This is a genomic window from Persicitalea jodogahamensis, assembly GCF_014651615.1.
Classification (GTDB): Bacteria; Bacteroidota; Bacteroidia; order Cytophagales; family Spirosomataceae; genus Persicitalea; species Persicitalea jodogahamensis.
This window is the reverse complement of the sequence record NZ_BMXF01000001.1, coordinates 347822-372867: the sequence shown is the minus strand read 5'-3', so window position 1 is coordinate 372867 and position 25046 is coordinate 347822. Positions and strand designations below refer to the sequence as shown.

30 protein-coding genes are annotated in these 25046 nt (G+C 48.5%); 5 read left to right on the top strand and 25 right to left on the bottom strand.

Annotated features, from left to right (window positions below):
- The first annotated feature begins 15 nt into the window (after nucleotides 1-15).
- Nucleotides 16-771: an SDR family NAD(P)-dependent oxidoreductase gene (locus IE117_RS01615; RefSeq protein ID WP_189562608.1), complete on the top strand. Its 756-nt coding sequence runs from the start codon at nucleotides 16-18 to the stop codon at nucleotides 769-771.
- Between the two features lie 40 nt (nucleotides 772-811).
- On the opposite strand, the gene IE117_RS01610 is transcribed toward IE117_RS01615, so the two are convergent.
- Both IE117_RS01610 and IE117_RS01605 read right to left on the bottom strand, forming a co-directional pair.
- On the bottom strand, nucleotides 812-1483 hold the full coding sequence (locus IE117_RS01610; RefSeq protein ID WP_229580165.1) for an alpha/beta hydrolase: 672 nt from the start codon (nucleotides 1481-1483) through the stop codon (nucleotides 812-814).
- 145 nt (nucleotides 1484-1628) lie between these two features.
- Nucleotides 1629-2504, bottom strand: coding sequence for a diacylglycerol/lipid kinase family protein (locus IE117_RS01605; protein ID WP_189562607.1), 876 nt, complete (start codon nucleotides 2502-2504; stop codon nucleotides 1629-1631).
- Between the two features lie 254 nt (nucleotides 2505-2758).
- Here IE117_RS01605 and IE117_RS01600 point away from each other — a divergent pair, with 254 nt between their 5' ends.
- The gene (locus IE117_RS01600; protein ID WP_189562606.1) at nucleotides 2759-3190 is read left to right on the top strand and encodes a YybH family protein; all 432 of its coding nucleotides are present in this window, start codon (nucleotides 2759-2761) and stop codon (nucleotides 3188-3190) included.
- Nucleotides 3191-3201: 11 nt separating this feature from the next.
- Here the strand turns inward: IE117_RS01600 and IE117_RS01595 are convergent, their stop codons facing one another.
- The 6 genes from IE117_RS01595 to IE117_RS01570 form a co-directional block, all read right to left on the bottom strand.
- Nucleotides 3202-3702: a lipocalin-like domain-containing protein gene (locus IE117_RS01595; protein WP_189562605.1), complete on the bottom strand. Its 501-nt coding sequence runs from the start codon at nucleotides 3700-3702 to the stop codon at nucleotides 3202-3204.
- Between the two features lie 192 nt (nucleotides 3703-3894).
- The gene (locus IE117_RS01590) at nucleotides 3895-4395 is read right to left on the bottom strand and encodes a lipocalin family protein (RefSeq protein ID WP_189562604.1); all 501 of its coding nucleotides are present in this window, start codon (nucleotides 4393-4395) and stop codon (nucleotides 3895-3897) included.
- Between the two features lie 100 nt (nucleotides 4396-4495).
- Complete coding sequence (gene meaB, locus IE117_RS01585; RefSeq protein ID WP_189562603.1) at nucleotides 4496-5485, bottom strand: methylmalonyl Co-A mutase-associated GTPase MeaB; 990 nt, start codon at nucleotides 5483-5485, stop codon at nucleotides 4496-4498.
- A 98-nt stretch (nucleotides 5486-5583) separates the two neighbouring features.
- On the bottom strand, nucleotides 5584-6303 hold the full coding sequence (locus IE117_RS01580) for a 2-C-methyl-D-erythritol 4-phosphate cytidylyltransferase (RefSeq protein ID WP_262893082.1): 720 nt from the start codon (nucleotides 6301-6303) through the stop codon (nucleotides 5584-5586).
- Between the two features lie 99 nt (nucleotides 6304-6402).
- Nucleotides 6403-7452 (bottom strand): tRNA preQ1(34) S-adenosylmethionine ribosyltransferase-isomerase QueA, encoded by a 1050-nt coding sequence (gene queA, locus IE117_RS01575; RefSeq protein WP_189562602.1) that lies wholly within the window; start codon nucleotides 7450-7452, stop codon nucleotides 6403-6405.
- Between the two features lie 118 nt (nucleotides 7453-7570).
- Nucleotides 7571-9064, bottom strand: coding sequence for an acetyl-CoA carboxylase biotin carboxylase subunit (locus IE117_RS01570; protein ID WP_189562601.1), 1494 nt, complete (start codon nucleotides 9062-9064; stop codon nucleotides 7571-7573).
- 358 nt (nucleotides 9065-9422) lie between these two features.
- On the opposite strand from IE117_RS01570, the gene IE117_RS01565 reads away from it, so the two are divergent.
- Together IE117_RS01565 and IE117_RS01560 are read left to right on the top strand one after the other, a co-directional pair.
- Nucleotides 9423-10697, top strand: a complete 1275-nt coding sequence (locus IE117_RS01565; protein WP_189562600.1) for an aminotransferase class I/II-fold pyridoxal phosphate-dependent enzyme — start codon at nucleotides 9423-9425, stop codon at nucleotides 10695-10697.
- 257 nt (nucleotides 10698-10954) lie between these two features.
- On the top strand, nucleotides 10955-11134 hold the full coding sequence (locus tag IE117_RS01560; protein ID WP_189562599.1) for a BF3379 family histone-like protein: 180 nt from the start codon (nucleotides 10955-10957) through the stop codon (nucleotides 11132-11134).
- Between the two features lie 59 nt (nucleotides 11135-11193).
- Here the strand turns inward: IE117_RS01560 and IE117_RS01555 are convergent, their stop codons facing one another.
- The 5 genes from IE117_RS01555 to eno all read right to left on the bottom strand — a co-directional run bounded on the left by IE117_RS01555 (nucleotide 11194) and on the right by eno (nucleotide 15634).
- Nucleotides 11194-11808: a hypothetical protein gene (locus IE117_RS01555; protein ID WP_189562598.1), complete on the bottom strand. Its 615-nt coding sequence runs from the start codon at nucleotides 11806-11808 to the stop codon at nucleotides 11194-11196.
- Between the two features lie 80 nt (nucleotides 11809-11888).
- Nucleotides 11889-13421, bottom strand: a complete 1533-nt coding sequence (gene gpmI, locus IE117_RS01550) for a 2,3-bisphosphoglycerate-independent phosphoglycerate mutase (protein ID WP_189562597.1) — start codon at nucleotides 13419-13421, stop codon at nucleotides 11889-11891.
- A 33-nt stretch (nucleotides 13422-13454) separates the two neighbouring features.
- On the bottom strand, nucleotides 13455-13973 hold the full coding sequence (locus tag IE117_RS01545) for a low molecular weight protein-tyrosine-phosphatase (protein WP_189562596.1): 519 nt from the start codon (nucleotides 13971-13973) through the stop codon (nucleotides 13455-13457).
- Nucleotides 13970-14305, bottom strand: coding sequence for an FtsB family cell division protein (locus IE117_RS01540; protein WP_189562595.1), 336 nt, complete (start codon nucleotides 14303-14305; stop codon nucleotides 13970-13972). Before IE117_RS01540 ends, IE117_RS01545 begins: the two co-directional genes overlap by 4 nt.
- 57 nt (nucleotides 14306-14362) lie before the next feature.
- Nucleotides 14363-15634: a phosphopyruvate hydratase gene (gene eno / locus IE117_RS01535; protein ID WP_189562594.1), complete on the bottom strand. Its 1272-nt coding sequence runs from the start codon at nucleotides 15632-15634 to the stop codon at nucleotides 14363-14365.
- A gap of 77 nt (nucleotides 15635-15711) precedes the next feature.
- Here eno and IE117_RS01530 point away from each other — a divergent pair, with 77 nt between their 5' ends.
- On the top strand, nucleotides 15712-16422 hold the full coding sequence (locus IE117_RS01530) for a thioredoxin domain-containing protein (RefSeq protein WP_189562593.1): 711 nt from the start codon (nucleotides 15712-15714) through the stop codon (nucleotides 16420-16422).
- Between the two features lie 497 nt (nucleotides 16423-16919).
- Here the strand turns inward: IE117_RS01530 and carA are convergent, their stop codons facing one another.
- The 12 genes from carA to rpmD form a co-directional block, all read right to left on the bottom strand.
- Nucleotides 16920-18023 carry a glutamine-hydrolyzing carbamoyl-phosphate synthase small subunit gene (gene carA, locus IE117_RS01525; RefSeq protein WP_189562592.1) on the bottom strand — a complete coding sequence of 368 codons (1104 nt, stop codon included), beginning with the start codon at nucleotides 18021-18023 and terminating at the stop codon, nucleotides 16920-16922.
- 129 nt (nucleotides 18024-18152) lie between these two features.
- Nucleotides 18153-19025: a 50S ribosomal protein L17 gene (gene rplQ, locus IE117_RS01520; protein ID WP_189562591.1), complete on the bottom strand. Its 873-nt coding sequence runs from the start codon at nucleotides 19023-19025 to the stop codon at nucleotides 18153-18155.
- A gap of 72 nt (nucleotides 19026-19097) precedes the next feature.
- Nucleotides 19098-20087, bottom strand: a complete 990-nt coding sequence (locus IE117_RS01515) for a DNA-directed RNA polymerase subunit alpha (RefSeq protein ID WP_189562590.1) — start codon at nucleotides 20085-20087, stop codon at nucleotides 19098-19100.
- A 137-nt stretch (nucleotides 20088-20224) separates the two neighbouring features.
- Nucleotides 20225-20830, bottom strand: coding sequence for a 30S ribosomal protein S4 (gene rpsD / locus IE117_RS01510; protein ID WP_189562589.1), 606 nt, complete (start codon nucleotides 20828-20830; stop codon nucleotides 20225-20227).
- Nucleotides 20831-20914: 84 nt separating this feature from the next.
- Nucleotides 20915-21310 (bottom strand): 30S ribosomal protein S11, encoded by a 396-nt coding sequence (gene rpsK / locus IE117_RS01505; RefSeq protein ID WP_189562588.1) that lies wholly within the window; start codon nucleotides 21308-21310, stop codon nucleotides 20915-20917.
- Between the two features lie 40 nt (nucleotides 21311-21350).
- Nucleotides 21351-21728 (bottom strand): 30S ribosomal protein S13, encoded by a 378-nt coding sequence (gene rpsM / locus IE117_RS01500; protein WP_189562587.1) that lies wholly within the window; start codon nucleotides 21726-21728, stop codon nucleotides 21351-21353.
- 4 nt (nucleotides 21729-21732) lie between these two features.
- Nucleotides 21733-21849 carry a type B 50S ribosomal protein L36 gene (gene ykgO, locus IE117_RS01495; protein ID WP_189562586.1) on the bottom strand — a complete coding sequence of 39 codons (117 nt, stop codon included), beginning with the start codon at nucleotides 21847-21849 and terminating at the stop codon, nucleotides 21733-21735.
- 48 nt (nucleotides 21850-21897) lie between these two features.
- Entirely contained in the window at nucleotides 21898-22116 is a 219-nt protein-coding gene (infA, locus tag IE117_RS01490; protein WP_189562585.1) for a translation initiation factor IF-1, read from the bottom strand.
- Between the two features lie 20 nt (nucleotides 22117-22136).
- Nucleotides 22137-22934 (bottom strand): type I methionyl aminopeptidase, encoded by a 798-nt coding sequence (map, locus tag IE117_RS01485; protein ID WP_189562584.1) that lies wholly within the window; start codon nucleotides 22932-22934, stop codon nucleotides 22137-22139.
- Nucleotides 22935-22937: 3 nt separating this feature from the next.
- The gene (gene secY / locus IE117_RS01480; RefSeq protein ID WP_189562583.1) at nucleotides 22938-24254 is read right to left on the bottom strand and encodes a preprotein translocase subunit SecY; all 1317 of its coding nucleotides are present in this window, start codon (nucleotides 24252-24254) and stop codon (nucleotides 22938-22940) included.
- A gap of 76 nt (nucleotides 24255-24330) precedes the next feature.
- Complete coding sequence (gene rplO / locus IE117_RS01475) at nucleotides 24331-24807, bottom strand: 50S ribosomal protein L15 (RefSeq protein WP_189562582.1); 477 nt, start codon at nucleotides 24805-24807, stop codon at nucleotides 24331-24333.
- A gap of 14 nt (nucleotides 24808-24821) precedes the next feature.
- The gene (gene rpmD, locus IE117_RS01470) at nucleotides 24822-25001 is read right to left on the bottom strand and encodes a 50S ribosomal protein L30 (RefSeq protein ID WP_189562581.1); all 180 of its coding nucleotides are present in this window, start codon (nucleotides 24999-25001) and stop codon (nucleotides 24822-24824) included.
- Between the last annotated feature and the right edge of the window lie 45 nt (nucleotides 25002-25046).

Below are 25046 nucleotides of genomic sequence, written 5' to 3'. Positions count from 1 at the left end.
TTTTTTCCTGAATTCATGTCACGAATAGCTCTTATCACCGGCGCGTCCTCCGGTATCGGAAAGGCCACTGCCGAGGCTTTCGCCAAAAGTAATATCGACCTCATTCTCTGCGGTCGCCGCCGGGAACGGCTGCGCGAACTGAGCGAAGCCCTCGGCCCCTACGTAAAGACCACGACCCTGGAATTCGATGTCCGCGACCGTACAGGTACTTTCAAAGCAATAGACTCGTTGCCTAGCGAGTGGCGAAACATCGACATTCTGGTCAACAACGCCGGAAACGCTCACGGCTTCGGCCCTGTGGACGAGGGTGATCCTGAGGACTGGGATGCCATGCTCGACAGCAATGTGAAAGGACTTTTGTATCTGACCAAGGCCGTGACACCCGGCATGGTGCAGCGAGGCCGCGGTCATATCGTCAACATTAGTTCTATCGCGGGCAAGCAGACTTATGCCAACGGTACGGTGTATTGCGCTTCCAAAGCCGCCGTTGAAGCCCTCAGCGAAGGCATGCGCCTTGACTTAACCCAGCACGGTATCAAAGTGACCAACATCGCCCCCGGCGCGGTAGAAACCGAATTTTCGATGGTGCGCTTCAAAGGCGACGAGGCTCGTGCCGATAAAGTTTATGAGGGATTTGTACCGTTGCGGGCCGAGGATATCGCCGACAGCATAGCCTATGCAGTAAACGCCCCCGCTCACGTGATGATTGCAGACATTACCATTTTGGCAGCAGCACAGGCAGCGGCGACGACGGTTTATCGAAAAAGCTAATTGAGGTGCCCCGACTGAAACAAAAGTAGTTTGGGATGCTTCAATACAACGCAAACGGTTTTTCGCCAAATCTTCTGCTCAATACTTCCGTATCAACCGCGTGACCACCTTCGTATTCCAGTATTTTCATGAAAGGCAGTTCGGTACGTAGCTTTTCCAGGTACTTGTCAGGATTCAGTTGGTTCAGGTACTCGTCTTTGTCTCCATACACAAAATGTGTGTTCTGTGGCGGCAGGCGATCTCTTTCCACCAACTCAAGAATACCGTTGGCAAAGTAGCCGCCCCACAGAATCAGTCGGTCGCAGCGCATTTTGCTTTGGTTGACCCAACGGCAGGCCGTAGCCGTGCCCTGCGAAAAACCCAGGACCGTAATTTGCACGTTATCAGAGCGATAGTACTTAAAAATCTCCTGCTGAATGCTTTCAAGATACGCTACGTAATCTTCAATCTCGTGCAGCCGATCCTCACGCGTCATCCAGCTTGCTCCTACCCTACCCGAGTTGTGGTCCAGATAAAACCTCGACAGCGCCTCGGGAGCTACGATGAGCGTTTCCGGATCCTGGATTTTCTCGAATTTACGGACGAAGTACTCTGCCAATTGCCCATATCCATGCAGGACAAACCACACCTGCCGCGTACGCTCGTACATTTCTCCCAGCGTGAAATACCGGGCTGTCCGCGTAATGGCAATTGAATGGTCGGCGGCTTTCAAGGATTGGAGAAGGTTAAAGGGTTAAGGGTTAAGGGTTAAGGGTTAAGGGTTAAGGGTTAAGGGTTAAGGGTTAAGGGTTAAGGAGAAAAAATAACATTCGCTGTCAGCTACTCTTCAATCTCTAAGTACTTTGGAATTCCCGTTCCTATCCCCTCACCCGCAAGCTCTGGGGCACGATGTTAACCTCAATGCGGTTGGTTTCCAACTGCCACGGTTCACCATCGTAATGAACCAGAGCCGGGTGCTTGGTTTCGACGACCAGTGATGTCAGCGACTGGTAGGCGACGTAAGTTGAGGTTCTCAGGTTTTTGGTGAATAGCTGAAAGGCGAGAGCCGTTCCAAACCATTTGGGGAAAGGAGTCACGGTGCATACTTCCAGCAGTCCGTCGGCAAGGTCGGCGTGGGGCGCCACCCAGGCATTATTGCCAAACTGACCCGCGTTGGCAAAACTTAACGAAAATATTTCGGCGTCCTGACCTTCGATTTTGAGCCGTTGCGGCAGGTAATCCAGATAAGCCTTCATCGACACTTTTACGTAGGTATCCCAGCCCCGCTGGCTCTGCTTGCCAAAAAGCTGGCTGACATAAGCATCGAAACCCAGTCCGGCAACACAAAAAAAGGGCTGAAAATTGAGCGTGGCGCTGTCAATAGTGACCGAAACACTCTTCCAGAGATGATCCAGCGCCGCTGGCAGCGTGAGCGGAATGCCCAGATGCCGCGCCAGGCCATTGCCCGACCCCAGCGGCAGAATGCCCAGGGCGGTGCCGGAGTGCAGCAAGGCCCGCGCCACCTCGTTAACCGTGCCATCGCCTCCCACGGCTACTATGGTGTCAAACTGTTTATGGGCCGAGGCAACGGCTGCCAGTTCGGTAGCATGGCCTTTGGCCTCAGTAATGACGCACTCCGCTTCGTATCCGGCCTCTTTTGCCTTTTTCTCCAGCAATGTTGCCATTTGTCCGGCTTCCCGGCCGAGGGTGGTACCGGAGTTCGGATTTATCACGAACAAAAAGGACTCGCGCACTATTTTCAGGAAAAGAAGAGAAACAAGACAAGAATGAAGACGATAATAAAAAGGTAGTACAGACCGTCCACAAACGGATACTGCTGCCGATCCACTTTCTTGAAAAGATTTTTGAACATGAGTAAGGGCGTTGGGATGTTGAATTTTAGGTTCGGACTGCCAATGCAGTTAAGTTTGCTTGCTCAGAACCTGGACCGAACCCCAACTACCCAAACAGTCAACCCATCCAATAACCACAAAATTCCGCAAAATAGATGAGAAACACCACCCTCACCTGCCTGCTCCTACTAACCGCCACAATTTTGGTGGCCCAATCCCGCAACGACCGTCAGACGATCCTGACTACCCTCGACCGCCAAACCGCCGACTGGAATGCCGGAAACATCAAGGCTTTTATGAATGGCTATTGGGAATCGGATTCACTGATGTTTGTTGGCAAAAATGGCATCACCTACGGCTACCAGAACACCTACCAAAACTACCTGAAGCGCTACCCTGACCGTGCTACAATGGGTACTCTCAAGTTTGATATTCTGCACCTTTCTTTTCCGGGCAAAGGCGTGGCCTTTGTCGTGGGCAAGTGGCATCTCACCCGTCCTGAGGCGGGCGATGTGGGCGGACACTATACTCTACTCTGGCGGAAAATGAACGGAAAGTGGGTAGTCGTGTGTGATCACACGAGTTGACCGGAACATATTTATACCCGCTTGAAAACAATAGTGGTCGTGTAGGTTTTTCCGTCGTCGGGATCGAGCTCGGCAATTGACCATTCCATGGTCGTTTCGTTCACTTCCAGGTCGTATGCACTTACGTCACTTCCGTTGGTGATAACTATTTTTTTGTCCTGCACTTTCCAGGTACTTTTTTCGTCCAGGCCTACACTCTCGGTTGGGTCATTCGCCTGGCAAGCCTGGGGAACATTGCCATCCATCGTCCCGTCGGCTTTGAATATAAAGGTGATTTTAGTGAGACAATCGCTTCCCAACAGAGCGTTCAGGAAAGCAAGGTAGTCACTGATTCCGTCTATGGGAGGAGTCACAGTCATAGCGCTGATCTGCCAATTACCCGAAACGCCATCCTTGCCGCCGGGCGACGGGTCGCTGTCTTTTTTGCAGGAAATCAGGCTGGTCAGCACAAATGTGACTACTGCCAGGTACTTGGCTACGGAGTAAGGTGCGGTTGATCGAAAAATCTTCATCCTGTGTGAAATTTGAATGGTTATCTATCTCTGCAATATAAATAATCATCTTTATCACGCAGGCCTATTCTTAGTGAACGGGGCATTCTCTTGAGCAAGTGGTCAGAATCTGCCAGCAGGGAGGAATTTCAAACAGACAGGGTCGTTCCGTAATGTGGAGCGGCCCTGTCTGTTTGAAATTCTCTTACGAACCTAAATTCGCTTAAAGCCCACAGTAATCTTGTGGGACTTTCCATCGTCCAACATTCCCTGGGTAATCAGAGTCATCGTGCTGGCGTTTACAGCCAAATCAGAACTTACTGTGCTGCTGCCTGTGGTAAGGATCAGCATGTCGTTTTCGCTTTTCCAGGTAGTGTTCGCTCCAATGCCGGCCAGATTCATCAGGTTTTCTTTCGTGGCTTTACATTCGTCAGGAGCAGTCACGTTAACAGACTTGTTGGCATTGAACTCAAAAACAATATTTTGCGGGCAGGTGTCACCGATTAGTGCCAATGCAGCAATAAAATCAGTCACAGGAACAGGAATTCCGGTTATAATATAGGCCGGATCAAGTTTGATCGAGGTGACCTGCCAACTTCCTTCCACGCCATCTTTAGGTGTCGCGTCATCATCCTTTTTGCAGGCAGCCATACTTATCAGGCCAAAGATGAGCAGGTAGGTAAAAGCTCGGGAAATAAGTCGGGGAGTTTTCATAAGTGAGAGTGGGGTAAGGATAAAAGATTATTCTTGGTCTGGTATCATGTACAAGAACGCACTTTTTTAAAATAAAAGTGCTACTACTGGCACAGAAAGACTATTCTTCCTTGAAAAAGCGATGCAGTAGTCTTTGCGCCGCCGGCAATGGCAGCTCGACTCCGCTACGCACCGCCTGCTCGGTGTCAGCCCATTGCTCTGCTATCTCGGGGTGGATGAAAAACCGATCTTCCAGTTGCTGGCGGATTAGGCTGCGCAGCCAGTCGACATTCTGGTTTTGGCGACTTTTATGAAAGTAGCCGTTGGCGTGGATAAGGGTGAGGTAGTTTTGGATCAGGTCCCAGATTTCGCCAATACCCTCATTTTCGGTCGCTGAGCAGGTCACAACCGGGGCATTCCATCCTGACTCGGAAAGTGAAAAAAGATGCAGAGCATTGCGATACTCACTCACGGCCTGCTCAGCCAACGGCCGGTTGGAACCATCGGTTTTGGTGATGGCGATGGCATCGGCCATTTCCATAATACCCTTCTTGATTCCCTGCAACTCATCGCCCGCACCCGCCAGCATCAGCAACAGGAAAAAGTCAGTCATACTTCTCACCAACGTTTCAGACTGGCCGACACCTACTGTTTCGATTAAGATGATTTCGTAACCGGCCGCCTCGCAGAGCAGCATGGCTTCTCGGGTGCGGTGGGCAACGCCCCCCAGCGAACTACCCGTCGCCGAAGGCCGGATATAGGCCAACGGATGGTGTGAAAGTACCTCCATCCGTGTTTTGTCGCCCAGAATGCTGCCGCCCGATCGCTGACTGCTGGGATCTACGGTAAGCACGGCCAACGACTTTCCCATAGAAACGACGTGCTGTCCAAATACCTCGATAAAAGTGCTTTTGCCTACGCCAGGTACTCCCGTGATACCGATGCGCGAGGAGTTTCCAGTGTGAGGAAGCACGCCCATCAGTACCTGTTGGGCCAACTCCCGATCACCCGACAATCGACTTTCCACCAGCGTAATGGCACGACTTAGTACCATACGGTCGCCATTCAGAATTCCATCGATATAGTCTTTCGTGGTAAGCCGGGGGCGCATTGGTGTCACATTCTATGGTGCTTAACACAGATTGGCGTGCAAAATTTACATTCCGCCAAATCACTGCGTTATAATAGGCTGTAATCTAAACAACAGTACTAAGAACGAAGTACGTCGAACGATGGAGTTTTCAGGAATGCCTCAGCCCACAGCAAGTCCTCGGGCGTAGTGATTTTGATATTCTCGTAGGCGCCATCGATCAAGCTTATGGGATAACCCGCCGCCTCCAGCACGCTGGCACAATCAGTGAAGTGTGGCTGAGCCTCGCTGGCAAAGGCACGACGCATCCAGTCCATACGGAAGGTTTGGGGAGTTTGCATCAGACGATAGTCGCTGCGACTGACGGCTTCATTGGAGCCATCGGGGCGAACAAGCCGGGCCGAATCTTTTAACGCCACGCAGGTAACCGCCGCGCCATTGTCAGCGGCCTTCTCAAATGAAGTTTTGATGATTTGGGAAGAGACAAAAGGTCGCACGCCATCGTGAACCGCTACGAACCCTTCCTTAGCCGATATGCTGTTCAGCCCGTTTTTTACGGATTGAAAACGAGTTTCACCACCGGCCACGAGCTGCCCGTTAAACTCGAATGCGTGGTCGTTGCACAACTTGCTCCAAAATTCGAACTGACTTTGGGGCAATACCAATCTGATCTGAATTTCTTTTGAGTAATTTCGGAAAGCATCCAGCGTCCACATCAGTACCGGACGCCCATCTACGGGCAGGAACTGCTTGGGCAAGTCGCTCCTCATGCGGCTCCCGCTGCCGCCCGCCACAATTATAGCAAAGTTATTCAGTTGATAATGGATAGTGGACCGCACGGGCGGCCCCGAATGGATAATGAGTTTCTGAAAGATGAGGCAAATCTGGTCTTAAACCTACCGAGAGAAAAAAATCATCAATTGTCCATTGACCATTAATCAAAGAATAAGCATCGCGTCACCATAGGTGAAGAATTTATACTTCTCCTTCATGGCCACTTTATAGGCTTCCTTGATGAGGTCATTTCCGCCAAAAGCCCGTGCCGACATCAACAGGATAGATTCTGGCAGGTGGAAGTTGGTAATCATGGCGTTCGCCAGCTTGAACTCGTAAGGAGGAAACACGAACCGGTCTGTCCAGCCATCCACGGCTTTCAGGTGACCACTCGCCGACACCGACGACTCGATAGCTTTGAGCGATGTGGTGCCCACCGCACATACACGCTTACCGCTATCCAGCGCTGCGTTGACAGTATCCACGCTCGATTGTTCAATCTGATATTTCTCAGAATCGGTCTTGTGCTTGGTCAAATCCTCAACGTCAACGCTCCGAAAAGTACCCAGACCTACGTGTAACGTTACGGGCGCAAATCCCACACCTTTTATCTCCAGACGCTTCATAATGGCCTTGGTGAAGTGCGTCCCCGCTGTGGGAGCCGCTACGGCACCCGTATTTTCGGCGTAGATAGTCTGAAAACGCTCCCGGTCGGCGTTTTCCACCTTCCGGCGAGATATAATTTCGGGCGGCAAAGGAGTTTCGCCCAGTTGATCTACCAGCTTCATAAATTCCTCGTGCGAACTATCTGACAGAAAGCGGATCGTGCGACCGCGCGATGTAGTATTGTCGATCACTTCGGCAACCAGGTCGTTATCGCCAAAATACAGCTTGTTTCCCACCCTGATTTTCCGGGCAGGGTCTACGAGCACGTCCCAAAGCCGCATGTCACGGTTGAGTTCGCGCAGAAGGAAAACTTCGATCTTGGCGCCGGTTTTCTCTTTTTGCCCAAACAGGCGCGCCGGAAAAACCTTCGTGTCGTTGATTACCATGACATCACCGTCATCGAAATAATCGACGATGTCGCCAAAGGACTTGTGTTCAAACTCTCCGCTGTCGCGGTGTACCACCATCAGGCGCGACTCCCCCCGTTCGGCGGGATGTAAGGCAATCAGGCTTTGAGGAAGGTCAAATTTGAATTCGGATAACTTCATTGCTTTATGTCGGCGGTAGGTAGTGGCCAAGGCAGTAGGATTAACTTGAAGCGGGGCGCCAAGGCGTCTCGTTATGAAAATAAGACCGCAAAAGTAAGAATTTTTTCGCAAAAATTCATTATCTGCGACGCGTTTTCCAATTGTTTTTCGTAATAGGGAGTTCTGATTTTGATGCTTTTGCCGAGTTGCCCTTTTCTAAAATCTGACCGGCTATCAGAGCAGCCAATTCAACATATACCGTATCAAATTCAGTCTCTAGCCGGTCAGGCGTAAAGTACTTGCTGACAAAGTGCGTGTCAAACTGCCCGGAGCGAAAAGCCTCGTGTTCCATCACAAATCTTCCGAAAGACAATGTCGTTTGTACGCCCGTGATTCGATATTCATCAATGGCACGGATCATTTTAACAATCGCTTCCTCACGGTCCTGCCCGTAGGTAACGAGCTTGGCGATCATAGGGTCGTAATGAATCGGTATAGCCATGCCTTGTTCAAATCCGTCGTCCAGCCGCACGCCATTTCCTTGGGGGCGAATGTAGGTCTGCAGCGTCCCCACGTCAGGCAGGAAGTTCGTAGCCGGGTCCTCGGCATACACTCTTACTTCCATTGCGTGGCCCCGAATCGCCAGATCTTCTTGTTTGATTTCCAAAGGCTTGCCCTCAGCAATATAAATCATCTGTCTGACCAGATCTACACCCGTGATCTGCTCCGTCACTGGATGCTCGACTTGTAGCCGGGTGTTCATTTCCAGAAAATAAAAAGCGAGACTGTCATCCACAATGAACTCAACAGTACCCGCACCGTAGTATCCACAGGCATGCCCCACTTCTACCGCACAGCGCCCCATCGCTTCGCGTATTTCTGGGGTGAGCACCAACGAAGGGGCTTCTTCAACAACTTTCTGATGGCGGCGCTGCACCGAACACTCCCGCTCGAAAAGATGGATAATATTGCCGTGCTGATCGCCCAGCAGTTGGATTTCGATATGGCGTGGCGAGGTGATGTACTTTTCGATGAAAACCGACCCGTCGCCGAAGGAAGACACGGCTTCGCTTACGGCGCGGTCCATTTGTTCGTCGAAATCTTCGGGCTTTTCCACCACCCGCATTCCTTTACCACCGCCACCTGCGCTGGCTTTGATCAGAATCGGGTAGCCGATCTGCGCCGAAATTCGTTTGGCCTCGTTCCGGTCGGTAATTGCGCCATCGGTGCCGGGCACCATGGGAATATTGCGCTCCCCTGCTGCACGCTTAGCAGCCAACTTGCTGCCCATTGTTTCGATGGCTTCGGGCGAAGGACCAATAAAAATAAGCCCGGCCTCACCCACCGCGCGAGCAAAGGCAGCATTTTCGGACAAGAACCCGTAGCCGGGATGGATAGCATCCACCCGCAATCGAAGGGCGGCATCAATAATCTTGTCGCCACGGAGGTATGACTCAGCAGATGGTGGTGGGCCGATGCAAATGGCTTCATCGGCGTAGCGAACGTGCAACGCCTCACGATCGGCTTCACTATATATTGCCACGGTGGCAATGCCCATTTCACGGGCAGTACGCATTACGCGTAGCGCGATTTCACCACGGTTGGCAATGAGTATTTTCTTAATTGGGGGCATCCGTATTATAGTTGTAAATAGCGGGACGACGAAACAAACTAGCGAAAGTAATACTTACTCACTTCCGAACATTCCCTCATTCCGACATTGCTCTCTTGCCCAAATGTAGTAATTTGTGGCACTCGCACCTAAGAATGTGAAGTTTACAAATACTTAAAATTGGACTCAACCCATAATCTTTTCTGAACTTATTTTTTGAAACTTTTGTCAAAAGTCAGTTCAAATACTTTTAAAAGATCATTTGCCTACAACCTAACATTCTGATTGCAAGCAAAGTAGTTCTTTTATCAATATTTTTTCTACTTTTGCATTTATTCAATAGCGAAATCATTCTATAAACTATACAAACCTCTTCTAAGTGGATATTTTTGAGAAACTGCGCGATAACTGGGGACCGATCGGCACGCCCGCCAAAATGCTGAACAGCCATCACTACTTTTCCTTTCCGATGCTTGAAGGTGAATTGGGCCCCCGGATGCGGTTTATGGGACGGGAAGTCCTCAACTGGAGCCTCAACAATTATCTTGGTCTCGCCAACCACCCGGCAGTTCGGCAAGCTGATACCGACGCCACTGAAAGATGGGGGCTCGCCTACCCGATGGGTGCACGCATGATGTCGGGCAACTCCGTATTACACGAAACCTTCGAAAAAGAATTGGCCGAATTCGTGGGTAAGAAAGACGCCTTTCTGCTCAATTATGGCTATCAGGGCGTTGTGTCAATTATAGAAAGCGTGTGTGATCACCGTGATGTGATCGTGTACGATGCTGAATCGCACGCCTGTATCATCGACGGCGTCCGGCTGCACAAGGCCAAGATGGGGCAGTACTACAAGTTTAACCATAACGATATGGAGAGCCTGGAAAAAAACCTGAAACGAGCTACCCGCCACGCCACCGCCAAGGGGGGAGGCGTGCTGGTAATCAGCGAAGGTGTTTTTGGCATGTCGGGGAAGGTAGGCAACCTGAAGGCAATTGCCGAGCTCAAACAAAAGTACAAGTTCCGTTTGTTTGTAGACGACGCCCACGGCTTTGGCACCATGGGTGCTACCGGTGCGGGCGCGGGCGAGGCGACGGGCGCACAGGACGCCATTGACCTATATTTCGCCACCTTCGCCAAATCCATGGCAGCCATCGGTGGCTTCGTTGCTTCCGACGACCCCGATATCATTATGTACCTGAAGTACAACATGCGTTCGCAAACTTACGCCAAAGCGCTTCCAATGCCTTACGTGGAAGGTTGCCGTTTTCGTCTGAAGATGATTAAGGAAAACCCGGAGCTTCGGGAAAACCTTTGGAAAATCGTAGAAGCCATGCAGAGTGGTTTGCGGCAGCGCGGCTTCAACATCGGCGAGACAGAATCGCAGGTGACACCCGTTTTTCTTCATAGCGAAGGTGGAATTCCTGAGGTAACGCGCATGGTACGTGACCTTCGGGAAAATATGGGCGTTTTTTGCTCCATCGTAGTCTATCCGGTGGTGCCGAAGGGACAAATAATGCTTCGGATTATCCCAACTGCCGTCCATACTCTGGAAGATGTGGAGTATACATTGGATGCCTTTACTACATTGGCCGAGAAACTCAAAAATCGGGTCTACCAGCAAGATGAAGCAAACGTAGTTGCCGGAGCCTAAAAAAGGCCATTAAACGAAACAGGAGCATTTTTTTCAAAATGCTCCTGTTTTTTTATGACTGTTCCTATAGTACATACTCCAAACACAATAATCTCACAATCAGCTATTTGTACACAATTTTGCTGTTACATTGCATTTTTTAAATTGTTTTTTTTGCTAAATTAAGTTGTGAATGCCGTAATAATTGTTAAACTTCGGCCAAAACACGCCTAAACAAGCGTATTTGACGCATTTTTTCAACTAAAAAAGCTATTACTATGGAAAGATTTGAAGAAGTAAAAAACTTAATTATGTCTCTCGAAGGTGACTTCGACAAGTTCTATGATAAGAATAATCAGGCCGCTGGCACCCGCGTTCGTAAAGGAATGCAGGAACTGAAAACTCTTGCTCAGGATATTCGTACTGAAGTTCAGAATATGAAGAATGCGGAGTCGTAAGAACTCGATTTTTCAGCACTGCTAAGCCCGGTTCGTTCATGAGCCGGGCTTAGTCATTTTTACTGTACAATTACCCGCACATCAAACGGCTTGCGGTCACTTATGACAAGTTCCTGAAATCCCTGAATCCGGTATGAAGTAATCTGCCAGATGCCCGCTCTTTCTTCACAGCGCATCGAAAGATTTTTCTCAGACTCATACAGTTTGTTTTCTGAACTGATTTTAGCTTCAATTACGGCAGGTTTTCCATTGTCCTCATCCAATACGACTTTCAAAAACCGTACAGGTAGATCTTCCTCCGTTTGCAATCTGTATTCATAAGTCAATGAATCGGGCCGGGCAGTAGCGTAGCTCAGGCGGTAGGCAGGTTTGTTGATGTCGGCCTGCAGAAATAATTCCATTTCCTTCTGCCAGTCCACCGCTCTGGTGTTCCGCTTTTCCTCATCCTCACCCACAACCATTGTTTTTTCAATGGAAGGCTGTTGTTGGCTAAATAGTTTGATTTGATTCTGGACGAAGTTCTCTACGTCGTAGTAGGCATTCGGCTCCGTTCGGGTTTCGGCTGGCGTTTGGCAGGCAGAAAAAAGTACCAGAAAACAAAAGCAGGGCATCGCAGCGCGAAACCAGCTTCTGTTTTTCCATAGAGCAATCGTATTGTGAGATAAGCTAGTCACGTCAAAATGTTTTTTCCATAAAAAATCGGAGAGACCATCTGGCTCTCCGACAATGCTAACACCCTAAAAAGCGGGATAGTTTACAACAAACTCACGCCATCCATCTCGGCAGGCTTCGGAATTCCCATCAGCTCCAGAATAGTAGGCGCAATGTCCGCCAACTTGCCGTCTTTGATTGGCAGGGAATAGGTATTATCCACCAGAATGCAAGGCACGAGATTGAGCGAGTGCTGAGTATTGGGCGAACCATCGTCATTGATCATGTAGTCGGAATTACCGTGGTCAGCAATGATAATTGATGAATATCCGTGTTCTAGTCCTGTTGTCACAACTGCCTGCACGCATTGGTCGACCGTCTCGGCGGCTTTGATAGCGGCAGGAAAGATACCCGTATGACCTACCATGTCGGTGTTTGCGAAGTTGAGACACACAAAATCAACCTCCTCTTTTTCCAAGGCGGGTACGATGGCATTTCGTATATCGAAGGCTGACATTTCGGGCTGCAAATCGTAGGTGGCCACCTTGGGTGACGGACAGATCATCCGGCTTTCACCAGCAAACTCCTTCTCACGTCCCCCTGAAAAAAAGAAGGTTACGTGCGGATATTTCTCAGTTTCGGCGATTCGGATCTGCTGCTTGCCCGCTTTTTCCAGTATTTCGCCCAGCGTGTTATCAAGGTTGTCTTTTTCGTAAATCACCCCGACGTTTTCAAAAGTCTCATCGTAGTTGGTCATCGTGATGTAGCGCAAATTGAGCTTGTGCATATTTTGCTCAGGAAAATCCTGCTGAGTCAGCACCTCAGTGATTTCGCGGCCCCGGTCGGTGCGGAAGTTGAAGCACAGCACCACATCTCCATCCTCAATAACAGCAACAGGACTGCCGTCGGCCTTTGTGACCACAATCGGTTTTATGAACTCATCAGTTACGTCCTCTTCGTAGGATACCTGTATGGCAGCTAACAGACCGCCTTCCGGTATCTTGGTTCCCTCACCACGCACCATGGCGTCGTAAGCCAACTTCACGCGTTCCCAACGCTTGTCGCGGTCCATAGCATAGTAACGCCCCGTAACACTGGCGACTTTTCCGACTGTGGCAGCCATGTGGTTTTGCAAATCCAGCAAAAAACCAGCGCCGCTCTTTGGATCGCAGTCGCGGCCGTCAGTGAATGCGTGAACGAAGACATCAGTCAGCCCTTTATCATGGGCGATACTGCACAAGCCTTTGAGATGATCGATGTGTGAGTGCACCCCACCGTCAGACACCAGGCCAATGAAATGCATTCTTTTGCCCGATGCCTTAGCGTAGTCCAGCGCATCGGCAAGAATCGGTTCCTGAGCCAGTGAACCGTCTTCTACTGCCAGATTTATTTTCACCAAATCCTGATACACCACGCGTCCCGCCCCCAGATTGGTATGCCCCACTTCGGAGTTACCCATTTGGCCGTCAGGTAGCCCAACAGCCAATCCGCTTGCTTTCAATTTACTGCTGGGGTATTTCGCCAAAAGACTGTCGTAGTATGGCGTATTGGCAGAAAGGATGGCGGAGCGTCCTTCTTCGCCGCTTTTGGCAACTCCCCAGCCGTCCATGATGATTAATATGACTTTTTTGTTCATTCTTGTATTTTAGGTTTTAGATTATTTCGGCGACTACTTAATCTCAACCAGTTGATTTTTTTCAACCAGAAATTTCAATAAACCAGTACCGCAACGCTCCACAATCTGATATACCTCTTCAAAAACGGCAATATCTTCGTAGTAAGGATCAGGCACGCTGAGCTGGGGATTCTCCCCGGAGCTTTCACTCTCAGGGTCAAACTCGCGGAGGAGGAAGAGTTTATCCTCCGGGAAATAGAATCCGCTGCTGCGGTAGCTTTGGTTACGGATATCCTGAAAATTGGTTTCATCCATCGCCACTATATAGTCGAAATCGTAGAAATCGTCGCCCGCCAGTTTACGGGCTTTGTGGCTGAGCGTGATTCCTTTTTCCTGCGCAATTTGCCTTATCCTGCGATCCGGCAGGCTGCCAATGTGATACGAAGCTGTACCCGCGGAATCGCATTGAATATTTTCCGACATGCCCGCCTTATGTACCAAATCCCGAAAAACTCCTTCTGCGATTGGTGAGCGGCAGATATTCCCCAAACAGACAAACAAAACGTTAATCATTCTTCTGTTTCGATGGATTTTCCGTTTTCATCTACGATTACGTACACGTCTTCGGTGGGTTTGCGCATCAGGTACTTTTCCCTGGCCCACTTTTCGAGCATAGCATTGTTGCCAAACACTTCCTTCCGCTCTTTTTTTACCAGTTTCACCTGCTCTTTGTAATAGCTAAGGTCACGTTCCAGCTCCTTCATTTTCTGATGGTTTTCCAGCAGAACGAAGAGGTTGTTACTATCGATAAATACGACCCACACCAGCCAGGCCACCAGGGTTCCGGTGTAGAACTTGCGCAGATGAACCAGAATTCGGGCGAGCCAGGTAGGAAGGTGAACCATTAGAAAAGAAGAAAAAAACCGAAGCGTGAGGCTTCGGTTTGGGTAACTGTCTTGCTATTAAAACTTCAAACCGGGAAAATAGGCCGTTTCGCCAAGCTCCTCCTCAATGCGCAAAAGCTGGTTGTACTTTGCCATCCGGTCGGAGCGCGAAGCCGAGCCAGTCTTGATTTGGCCGGTATTCAAGGCCACGGCCAGGTCGGCGATGGTCGAGTCTTCTGTCTCGCCCGAGCGGTGCGACATGATGTTTTTGTAGCTATTGCGTTTGGCCAGGTTCACAGTGTCGATAGTCTCAGTCAACGAGCCGATTTGGTTTACTTTGATCAGGATTGCGTTAGCTATCTTCTGGTCGATGCCCTGTTGCAAACGGTTGACATTGGTTACGAACAGGTCGTCGCCCACGAGCTGACACTTGTCGCCAATGGCCTCAGTGGTAGCCTTCCATCCGTCCCAGTCATCCTCGTCCATGCCATCCTCGATCGAAATGATAGGGTACTTGTTCACCCAGTCGGTCCAGTATTCGGCCATTTCCTGCGAAGAAAGCTTACGTCCGTCCGATTTCTTGAAGTGGTACGTACCGCCTTCATAGAATTCAGAAGCCGCAGCATCCATCGCGATGAATATTTCCTCACCTGGCTTGTAGCCCGCCTTTTCAATAGCTTGAATCACGATTTCGATGGCCTCCTCGTTTGACTTGATATTGGGGGCAAAGCCTCCCTCGTCGCCGACATTCGTAGAATACCCTTTGCTCTTCAATACCTTTTTCAAGGTATGAAACACTTCTACACCCATGCGCAGGGCATCGGAAAAAGTGTCAGCTTTAGCAGGCATCACCATGAATTCCTGAAAATCGATGGAGTTGTCAGCATGACTACCCCCGTTGAGGATGTTCATCATGGGCACAGGCAGTGTGTTAGCATTAGTCCCGCCAATGTACCGATAAAGCGGCATGTTAGCCTCTTGAGCGGCAGCCTTAGCCACGGCCAGGGAAACGCCCAAAATAGCGTTAGCGCCCAATTTTGCCTTGTTGGTAGTTCCGTCGAGTTCCAGCATGATCTTGTCGATCAGATTCTGCTCATATACCGAAATGCCAATCAACTCAGGATAAATAATGTCATTGACATTTTCAACCGCTTTCAGAACCCCTTTACCGACATACACTTTATCGTCATCATCGCGTAATTCCACGGCTTCATGCTTACCCGTGGAAGCACCCGATGGTACAGCAGCACGGCCCAAATAGCCATTTTCGGTACGAATATCTACTTCTACGGTGGGGTTGCCTCGGGAATCCAGGATTTGTCTGGCGTGTACTGACTGTATGGTACTCATGGACAGTGTTGGGTTTTAATAGGGTAAATGGTTAATTTTATCAAAAACAAAATTAACGTAAAAATTCGGGAACCGACATGAAACTCCTAAAATGCCTTTTATTGATAACGTTGAGTTTATCTGCATCTGTGGGTTATGCACAGGTTCCTCTGGCTGTTGATGCCTTCAATCAAAAACTTGCCGATACGCCGCAGGGCCAACTGCTGGACGTACGAACGCCTGACGAGTATGAACAGGGTCATCTGGCCAAGTCGCAGAATCTGGACGTCAAAGACCCGGTATTTGTGCAAAAACTGGCCACACTCGATAAAGACAAACCGGTGTTCGTCTATTGTCTCTCGGGTGGCAGAAGCGGAAAAGCTGCCAAGCTACTGGTTGATAATGGTTTTAAAGAAGTGTACGACATGCAGGGTGGATTCCTCAAATGGTCTTCGGCCAAACTACCTTTCGAAAAGGACAAAAACGCTATCGCCGCTCCGACAGGTATGAGCCAAGAAGAGTTCAATAAACTGACGGCTTCAAACCAACCTGTATTGATTGATTTTTACGCTCCCTGGTGCGCTCCCTGCAAGAAGATGATGCCAACAATCGAAAAACTAACCCGGGAATATGCCGGAAAAGCTACGATCAAAACCATCAATTACGATGAAAATAAAGCTTTGGCGCAAAGCCTTCAAGTGGATGAGATTCCGGTTTTCCTGCTTTATAAAAATGGAAAACTACTATGGCGCGGCTTGGGGGAGATGCCGGAGAAGGAGTTTAGAGAGGTTATTGAGGGGAATATGTAACAGGGTTTCAGGCCCAGCTAACTATTGTATTTCCTAAGTTGAAGAAAATCTTCTATAATATATTTATCGTCCATACTTTGCTTACTTCCGTCAGCTGCATTAGAGAGGCTACCTGTGAGGAAATGGCGGACTCGTACAGATCAGACGAAATAAAAATGATAATTACTAAACCGGCAAGATCGATCTACGATTTTAGACTAGATGGAGTGTCATTCCAGAATAGAAAAGTTTCCTTTATTGCTGGCGGGTGTTATTCTTGGGCATTCGATTTCAATGATTATATATCGAAAAGCGACACCGTCATTAAGAATAAAGGAGAGTTAAAATTTTACATACACAAGAAAGATTCAATTTTGGTTTTTCCATTCGAGTGTGATGGAGTGATTTACGAATAAGAGTTTTTGGGGTTACTTAAAACCCTCTCCATGAGAATAATATTTCTCTCATGGAGAGGATTTTAATAGTTTTCTTCCTAAAAAAAGCCAACCGCTTATACTTTACGCTTTTTCAAGCATCTGCGCAAACTCATCGAACAAATAATGCGAATCATGCGGACCTGGCGACGCTTCAGGGTGGTACTGTACCGAGAAGGCGGGGTGGTCCTTACGACGGATGCCCGCGACGGTTTTGTCGTTGAGATTGATGTGAGTCACCTCTACATTGGGATGATTGGTGGTTTCGTCAGCGTTAACGGAGAAACCGTGATTCTGCGAAGTGATCTCGCAAAGGCCAGTAATCAGGTTTTTCACGGGATGGTTTAAGCCCCGATGGCCGTGGTGCATTTTGTAGGTCGAGATGCCACTTGCCTCAGCTAAAAGCTGGTGGCCTAAGCAAATACCGAACAAGGGCTTGCCCGATTCGACCATTTCTCTCACCGTTTCCACGGCATACATCATCGCGGCGGGATCGCCGGGTCCGTTAGAGATGAAGAAACCGTCAGGTTGCCATTCCATGACTTCCTCAAAGGGCGTTTGGGCAGGAAATACCTTGCAGTAACAACCGCGCTCGGTCAGATTTTTCAGGATGCTTTTCTTGATACCGTAATCCATTACCGCAACGCGCCAACGACTCCCTGCTTCTTCGCCCATGAAATAAGGTTCGGTCGTGCTGACTACGGAAGATAGCTCCAACCCAGCCATGGAAGGTACCTTCTTCAATTCCTCCATTAACTGGTTCTCATCCAGAATCTCCGACGAAATAATGGCGTTCATTACTCCTTTTTCCCGCACATGACGTACGAGTTGGCGGGTGTCCACATTGCTAATGCCCACAATGTTGGACCGCTCAAAGTATTCCTGCAATGAAAAATCTGCTGTGTGTCTTGAATAATCATCAGAGAAGGTGTTACACACCATTCCCTTAATCTTTACGTTGCTGGATTCCTCTTCGGTATCCAGCTGCACACCGTAGTTGCCAATGTGGGAGGTGGTATTGACGACGATTTGACCATAATACGATGGATCAGTATATATTTCCTGATAGCCAGTCATACCTGTGTTGAAGCAGATTTCGCCACCCGCAGTTCCTCTCTTTCCCAAAGCCAAACCCCGGTAGGCTGTTCCGTCTTCCAGCAGTAGTAATGCTTCTTGTGTCTGTTTCATAATGTATTTTATATGAAATTATTTACGCAACGGGCGCAAAAATAAGATTTTAAGCCCAAAAAAAGGGGCCAAACGAAAACGTTCAACCCCTTTTGCAATTATTTTCAATTATTTCCGATTTCTGTGCTATCAGTTTTCACGTCCGCCTTCGAGTTCGTTCTGCCATGTTTTCAACTCGTCCCACTTACCATCAGCGGCAAGTTTGGCTTGTTGCGGCCAAGTAGCAGGATCATGTGAAGCAAATTGAGAACCCGCGTTATCGAGGATCTCGCGAATGGCTTCTGGCGTAGAGTCAGCCACTTTGGCAAATGTGCCCAGGCCCGCTTCAGTCAAGACCTCAGCAATTTTAGGACCAATGCCTTCAACCTTAGTCAAGTCGTCAGCTTCGGCACCAGCGTTTGCTTCTGTCGCGACATCTACCGAAGTAGTTTCTTCTTTAGGCTCCGTAGCCAGAATTTCCTCGGGTGCATTGGCTTCGACCAAATCAGCAGCACCAGATTTCATTGTGGCCTCCTGATCCACTGCCTCAGCTTTTACTACACCTTGCTCTACCGGCGAATCAGTAGTATCACTGGATTTTTTACCTCCACGACGGCTGCGGCGAGTTCTGGCTGGTTTTTCAGCATTACTCAACAGGTAGGTCTCGTTGAAATCCACCAATTCCATCATACAGGTTTCGGCAGAGTCACCCAAACGAGTACCCAACTTAATGATGCGGGTATAGCCACCAGGACGGTCAGCTATTTTGTCGGCGACTACATCAAACAATTCTTTAACCGGCTCCTTATCGCGCAGTTTTCTAAAAACCATGCGGCGGCTGTGAGTTGAATCGTCCTTAGCCTTTGTCAGCAGAGGTTCAACGTAGGTTCTTAATTCTTTCGCCTTGGCAACCGTCGTTTCGATCCGCTTGTGAAGGATCAGGGAAGCGGCCATGTTGGACAGCATGGCATGACGGTGAGCGGTCTTTCTGCCGAGGTGATTGTGTTTCTTTCCGTGTCTCATTTTTCTAATTGATAAGTAGCTTCGAGCGGCGGTTGGTTCGCGCTACAGAATACATACTGGTTAAATTGTTAATTATTCTTCGTCGAGACGATATTTCGCTACATCCATACCAAATGTGAGCTGTTTTTCGGCTACCATTTGCTCCAATTCAGTCAACGATTTTTTACCAAAGTTGCGGAATTTCATCATATCCGAAATTTCGAGCTTTACCAGATCGCCCAGTGTTTTCAGATCCGCCGATTTCAAGCAGTTGAAAGCACGAACCGAAAGATCCAGTTCAGACAAATTGGTCTTCAGCAGCTTACGCATCCGCAGCATTTCTTCATCCACTTGATTGTCTTCCTCAGCCATTTGCTTCTCAAACGTCATCGTTTGATCAGAGAACAGCATGAAGTGCTGAATCAAAATGTTAGCGGCGCCTTTCAGAGCTTCTTCAGGGTGAATGGAGCCGTCCGTTTGGATATCAAGTAACAGACGTTCGTAGTCTGTTTTCTGTTCTACCCGGGTATTTTCCACGCTATACCGCACATTCTTAACTGGAGTATAAATGGCGTCGATGGCTACATGACCGAAAGGAATTTCGTTGGCGCGTGGTTCATCGGCAGGGACGTAGCCCCGGCCTTTGTCTACCAAAATCTCCATCTCGAATTCCTTCTTGTCATCAAGGTGGCAAATCACCTGGTCGGGATTCAGCACTTTATAAGAACTAGTGAATTTTCCGAGATCTCCGGCCGTAACAACCGATACATTCTTCAGATTTACTTCAATTCGATTCTCCACCAGATCGACGACTTTTTTAAGACGTACGGATTTCAGGTTGAGAATAATTTCGGTGACGTCTTCTACCACACCCTCAATCGTTGAGAATTCGTGCAGAACACCGGGAAACTTAACGCTCGTAATGGCGTATCCCTCCAGAGAAGAAAGCAGAATACGACGTAGCGCGTTACCGATCGTGACGCCGTAACCCTTCTCCAAGGGTTTAAACTCAAATATCCCGTGAAAATCGTCGGACTTCTCCATCACGACCTTATCGGGCATTTGGAATGCTAATATTGACATAGTCTTGTGTCCTTTTTATGTAGTAAATGACAGTTGATCAGGCCGTCGTTACCTTTGCGATCGCAGACAGTACTCCTGAGCGGGTACGAGGATGCCCCGGCAAAAGGCCGGGGCGGTAAGGGGTAAGCGGTGTCGAATTACTTCGAGTAAAGCTCGACTATGAGCTGCTCGTTGACATTCTCAGGGATTTGGTCGCGCTCAGGATAAGTGACAAACTTGCCCGTCATATCCGAACCTTCCCATTCCAGCCAGTTGAAACGCCGCGCCGAGTGTCCACTCAGACTATTCGTAATGGCTTCAAGAGATTTCGATTTCTCTCGAACCGATATGAGTTGTCCCGGACGAAGTGCATAGGAAGCGATATTGACGATTTCGCCATCAACCATGATATGCTTGTGCGAAACCAACTGCCGGGCTGCACGGCGGGTGGGTGCAATACCCAAACGATATACCGTATTGTCGAGACGTGACTCACACAACTGAAGTAAGTTAACGCCTGTGATTCCATCCTTCACTGCCGCGCGGTGAAAAACATTTCTAAATTGCTTTTCCAAAATGCCATAGGTGTATTTCACCTTTTGCTTCTCTGCCAGTTGCAGTGAATATTCCGACTTTTTGGAGCGCCGTCCACGACCATGCTGGCCTGGAGGATAATTCTTTTTGGTCAGCGCCTTGCTGGTTCCCATGACGGGTTCACCAAAACGCCTTGAAATTTTTGCCTTAGGACCTGTATAACGTGCCATGTATTCTCTATAAAATTTACGCGTCTGTCAATTGTGCAATCCCAGTTCCTAAATTGCCACTTGGGTCAGCCGCTGATTGAACTATTAAACTCTGCGGCGCTTGGGAGGACGACAGCCGTTGTGGGGCAACGGCGTAATGTCACGGATCGTTGAAACCTCAATACCTGTATTTTGGATCGTGCGGATTGCCGACTCACGGCCCGAACCTGGTCCTTTCACAAATACCTCTGCTTTGCGCATCCCCAAATCATATGCCACCTGAGCACAGTTTTGAGCTGCGGTCTGCGCAGCATAGGGAGTATTCTTCTTAGATCCCCGGAAGCCCATTTTGCCTGCCGAAGCCCAAGAGATTACTTGGCCGCTATTGTTGGTAATTGAGATAATGATGTTGTTAAATGAAGCCTTAATGTGAACCTGCCCCACTGACTCGACAACCACCACCCGTTTCTTCGCCTTGTCTTTTCTTTTATTTTGTGCCATTGATAGGATTGGTTAGTAGCGGCGAACCGCCGCCTACCGATTATTTCGTGACTTTCTTCTTATTGGCTACCGTCTTCCGCTTACCCTTACGTGTCCGAGAGTTATTCTTAGTGCGCTGTCCACGCAGTGGCAGGCCTTTACGGTGGCGCAATCCCCGATAGCAGGCAATGTCCATCAAACGCTTGATGCTAAGCTGCACCTCCGATTTCAGTGCACCCTCCACCTTATACTCGTTAGCGATAATATTACGCACCGCACCCGACTCGTCGTCGGACCAATCGGCGGCCTTTTTTTCCAATGGAACCCCTGCCTTTTCCAGAATCGTCCGGGCGGCACTACGGCCAATTCCGAAGATGTAGGTGAGGGCGATGTCGCCCCTTTTGCGATCGGGTATGTCTACTCCTGCAATACGTGCCATATAATTAACCTTGTCTTTGTTTGAACCGAGGATTCTTTTTATTAATAACGTAGATCTTGCCTTTGCGGCGGATCACCTTGCAGTCCTCACTGCGTTTTTTGACCGATGCTTTGACTTTCATTTTTATTAAGGATTTGCGACCGTATACCCGGTCAACGTTCTCGAATTATTACTTATAGCGGTACACGATGCGCGCCTTAGTCAAATCATAAGGCGACATTTCAAGTTTCACCCGATCTCCAGGCAAAATCTTGATGTAGTGCATCCTCATTTTGCCAGAGATATGCGCAATCACTTCGTGTTTATTTTCCAGCTCAACCCGAAACATAGCGTTCGAAAGTGCTTCGAGTATTACGCCGTCCTGTTCGATGGATGCTTGTTTGGCCATTCTTTACTTTTTGTCTAATTTTATGACGCGACCACCATTAAACTGGTATCTGCCGTAACTTCTTCTATATATTCAAAGGTTGTCAGGATTTCAGCCTGACCCTTTCTCACAGCGATCGTATGTTCAAAGTGCGCCGAAGGTTTGCGGTCAGTAGTACGGATAGTCCAGCCATCCTTTTCCTGCACTACGCTTTTCTTTCCCAGGTTAATCATTGGCTCGATAGCCAAAACCATCCCTTCTTTCAACTTTATGCCTTTGCCGCGCTTACCATAATTAGGTACTTCAGGGCTTTCGTGAAGACTTTTTCCCACACCGTGCCCAACCAACTCTCTTACAACTGTGTAATTGTATTTCTCAACGTAGCTTTGAATGGCAAACCCAATGTCCCCCATTCGCATTCCATCGCGGGCTTTCTCAATGCCCAAATAAAGTGACCTCTTGGTTTTTTCCAGCAAAGCCAAAATTTCTGGCGATACTTCACCCACTGGGTAGGTGTAAGCACTATCACTGTGGTACCCATTCAGTTTTACACCGCAATCAATCGAAATAATATCTCCACTGCGAAGCTCATAACCACTTGGAAAACCATGAACAACTACCTCATTGACCGATATACACAAAGCGGCGGGGAAGCCATTGAATCCCTTGAATGATGGAATCCCTTGATGATCACCAATATATTCTTCAGCAACTCTGTTCAGCTGTCGAGTGGTAATGCCAGGTTTCACCCATTTCGCCACTTCAGCATGCGTCTTACCAAGAACCTGTGCACTGATCTTGATCAACTCAATCTCCTGATCTGTTTTCAGGTAGATCATCGGTTAAACGGCTAAACTTTCTGCCCGCCCTTTAATCCGGCCAGACTTCATTAAGCCTTCATAACGACGCATCAGTAGATAACTTTCGACCTGCTGCAGTGTATCAAGCACTACACCTACCATGATCAACAAAGATGTACCTCCAAAAAACTGAGCAAACGAAGTTGTCATTCCCAGGATAGCAGCAAAAGCGGGTAGAATCGCAACCACAGCCAACATGATAGAACCAGGGAAGGTAATGCGGTCCAAAATCGTACTGATGTAATCAGAAGTCTGTTGACCTGGTTTAACACCAGGAACAAAACCACCGCCACGTTTCATATCATCAGCGATTTGCTGCGGGTTGACTGAGATGGCCGTATAAAAGAAAGTAAACACGATAATCAGTAGAGCGTACAACAGGCTATATTGCCATGAGGTAAAATCAGCAAACACCGTGGCTGCGTTAGCAGCAAAATCACTGTCTTCTGCGAACGCGCCAAAAACAGCAGTTGGCAAAAACATCAGTGCCTGAGCAAAGATTATCGGCATTACACCCGCGGCATTCACTTTCAAAGGCAAATATTGTCGCTGCCCCAAGCCAACTGCCCGGTTACCCACCACCTGCTTGGCGTATTGGATAGGCACCCGCCGAACAGCTTGCGTTAGCATCACAGCAGCCATAATAACAAAATACAAAGCAACAAGTTCCAATACGAATATTAGGATTCCGCCGCTTCCACGCGAGGCAAACTCTTGATAAATAGACCCTGGAAAGCGAGAAACGATACCAATCATAATCAGCATGGAAATTCCATTCCCAACACCTTTATCCGTAATCCGCTCTCCAAGCCACATGCAAAACATGGTACCTGAAATCAGAATAAAAATGGAAGAAACAGTAAAAATGCTTCGTGGAACAAGCAGGGCTTCATCGGGAACGGTTGTGGTCAGGTAGGTTAAACCCTGGGCAAAAGTAACGACGATCGTAAGAACCCTTGTAATCTGGTTCAGCTTCTTTCGTCCAGACTCACCCTCCTTCTGCATCTTCTGGAAGTAAGGCATTGCCATTGTCAAAAGCTGAATGGCAATTGACGCCGAGATGTAGGGCATTATACCCAAAGCAAAGATAGAAGCCTTACTGAAAGCACCTCCCAGGAAAGTGTCCAACAGACCCAATAACCCCCCCGTTGAGACAGCCATCAAATCAGGTTCGACTCCTGGCAGTACAACAAACGACCCCAAACGGAATACCGTTATAAACAAAAGAGTGTTGAGAATCCGTGTTCTCAACTCCTCGATTGAAAAAATATTCTTGATCGTATCGATAAATCGCTTCATAGAAAAAATATTGTAAGCCGGTGACTCTTCCAGTTTAATAAATTATTCCCTAACAAATTAAAAGGGAACATCCGGATTACATGTCAGCAGTTTCCACTGCAAACCGGTCGATAACAACCGCCTTACCTCCTGCTTTCTCGATAGCTTCAATGGCGCTCTTGGAGAATTTATGTGCGTGAATTTCGACAGCTGCGCTCAGCTCACCACGGTTCAAAACCTTTATCAAATCTTTCTTCTTTGCCAAATTGTTAGTGAGCAAAGCTTCATGATCCAATACTTTCGCATCAAGCCGTGTTACAGCCTCCTGGATGGTATCGAGATTGATAGCCTTATATTCAACCCGGTTGGGACTGGTAAAGCCAAACTTAGGGAGTCGACGCTGCAAAGGCATCTGACCACCTTCAAAACCACGTTTCTGACTGTAGCCTGAACGTGACTGAGCTCCCTTGTGTCCACGTGTGGAAGTGCCCCCGCGTCCCGAACCTTGTCCGCGACCTACCCGCTTGATGTTCCGTACCGAACCTTCCGCCGGCTTTAAATTATGGAGATTCATAACTCGCTAGTATTTTAAATTTCTTCAACTTTAACCAAGTGATTGATTTTCCGGATCATGCCCGACATCGAATCACTGACTTCTTTCTCGCAGTACTGGCTAATCTTGCCTAAACCCAGCGCCTTCATAGTGCGCTTCTGGCTTTCGGGTCGACCGATAATACTTCTAACCTGTGTAATACGTACTTTCGACATGGTTGGTTCTTTTATGCGGAGACAGTAAACTGCGTCTTGTTATTC

Excerpts from the sequence above, each read along its gene's own strand:
- rpsK (WP_189562588.1), bottom strand. The coding sequence starts at position 21,310 with ATGGCACAAAATAAAAGAAAAGACAAGGCGAAGAAACGGGTGGTGGTT.
- secY (WP_189562583.1), bottom strand. The coding sequence starts at position 24,254 with ATGAAGCGATTTATCGATACGATCAAGAATATTTTTTCAATCGAGGAG.
- ykgO (WP_189562586.1), bottom strand. The coding sequence starts at position 21,849 with ATGAAAGTCAAAGCATCGGTCAAAAAACGCAGTGAGGACTGCAAGGTG.
- rpsM (WP_189562587.1), bottom strand. The coding sequence starts at position 21,728 with ATGGCACGTATTGCAGGAGTAGACATACCCGATCGCAAAAGGGGCGAC.
- IE117_RS01545 (WP_189562596.1), bottom strand. The coding sequence starts at position 13,973 with ATGATTAACGTTTTGTTTGTCTGTTTGGGGAATATCTGCCGCTCACCA.
- map (WP_189562584.1), bottom strand. The coding sequence starts at position 22,934 with ATGATCTACCTGAAAACAGATCAGGAGATTGAGTTGATCAAGATCAGT.
- IE117_RS01615 (WP_189562608.1), top strand. The coding sequence starts at position 16 with ATGTCACGAATAGCTCTTATCACCGGCGCGTCCTCCGGTATCGGAAAG.
- queA (WP_189562602.1), bottom strand. The coding sequence starts at position 7,452 with ATGAAGTTATCCGAATTCAAATTTGACCTTCCTCAAAGCCTGATTGCC.
- IE117_RS01600 (WP_189562606.1), top strand. The coding sequence starts at position 2,759 with ATGAGAAACACCACCCTCACCTGCCTGCTCCTACTAACCGCCACAATT.
- IE117_RS01590 (WP_189562604.1), bottom strand. The coding sequence starts at position 4,395 with ATGAAAACTCCCCGACTTATTTCCCGAGCTTTTACCTACCTGCTCATC.
- rplQ (WP_189562591.1), bottom strand. The coding sequence starts at position 19,025 with ATGAGACACGGAAAGAAACACAATCACCTCGGCAGAAAGACCGCTCAC.
- carA (WP_189562592.1), bottom strand. The coding sequence starts at position 18,023 with ATGAAACAGACACAAGAAGCATTACTACTGCTGGAAGACGGAACAGCC.
- IE117_RS01540 (WP_189562595.1), bottom strand. The coding sequence starts at position 14,305 with ATGGTTCACCTTCCTACCTGGCTCGCCCGAATTCTGGTTCATCTGCGC.
- IE117_RS01595 (WP_189562605.1), bottom strand. The coding sequence starts at position 3,702 with ATGAAGATTTTTCGATCAACCGCACCTTACTCCGTAGCCAAGTACCTG.
- gpmI (WP_189562597.1), bottom strand. The coding sequence starts at position 13,421 with ATGAACAAAAAAGTCATATTAATCATCATGGACGGCTGGGGAGTTGCC.
- meaB (WP_189562603.1), bottom strand. The coding sequence starts at position 5,485 with ATGCGCCCCCGGCTTACCACGAAAGACTATATCGATGGAATTCTGAAT.
- IE117_RS01570 (WP_189562601.1), bottom strand. The coding sequence starts at position 9,064 with ATGCCCCCAATTAAGAAAATACTCATTGCCAACCGTGGTGAAATCGCG.
- infA (WP_189562585.1), bottom strand. The coding sequence starts at position 22,116 with ATGGCCAAACAAGCATCCATCGAACAGGACGGCGTAATACTCGAAGCA.
- rpsD (WP_189562589.1), bottom strand. The coding sequence starts at position 20,830 with ATGGCACGTTATACAGGTCCTAAGGCAAAAATTTCAAGGCGTTTTGGT.
- IE117_RS01515 (WP_189562590.1), bottom strand. The coding sequence starts at position 20,087 with ATGTCAATATTAGCATTCCAAATGCCCGATAAGGTCGTGATGGAGAAG.
- rpmD (WP_189562581.1), bottom strand. The coding sequence starts at position 25,001 with ATGTCGAAAGTACGTATTACACAGGTTAGAAGTATTATCGGTCGACCC.
- IE117_RS01560 (WP_189562599.1), top strand. The coding sequence starts at position 10,955 with ATGGAAAGATTTGAAGAAGTAAAAAACTTAATTATGTCTCTCGAAGGT.
- IE117_RS01530 (WP_189562593.1), top strand. The coding sequence starts at position 15,712 with ATGAAACTCCTAAAATGCCTTTTATTGATAACGTTGAGTTTATCTGCA.
- rplO (WP_189562582.1), bottom strand. The coding sequence starts at position 24,807 with ATGAATCTCCATAATTTAAAGCCGGCGGAAGGTTCGGTACGGAACATC.
- eno (WP_189562594.1), bottom strand. The coding sequence starts at position 15,634 with ATGAGTACCATACAGTCAGTACACGCCAGACAAATCCTGGATTCCCGA.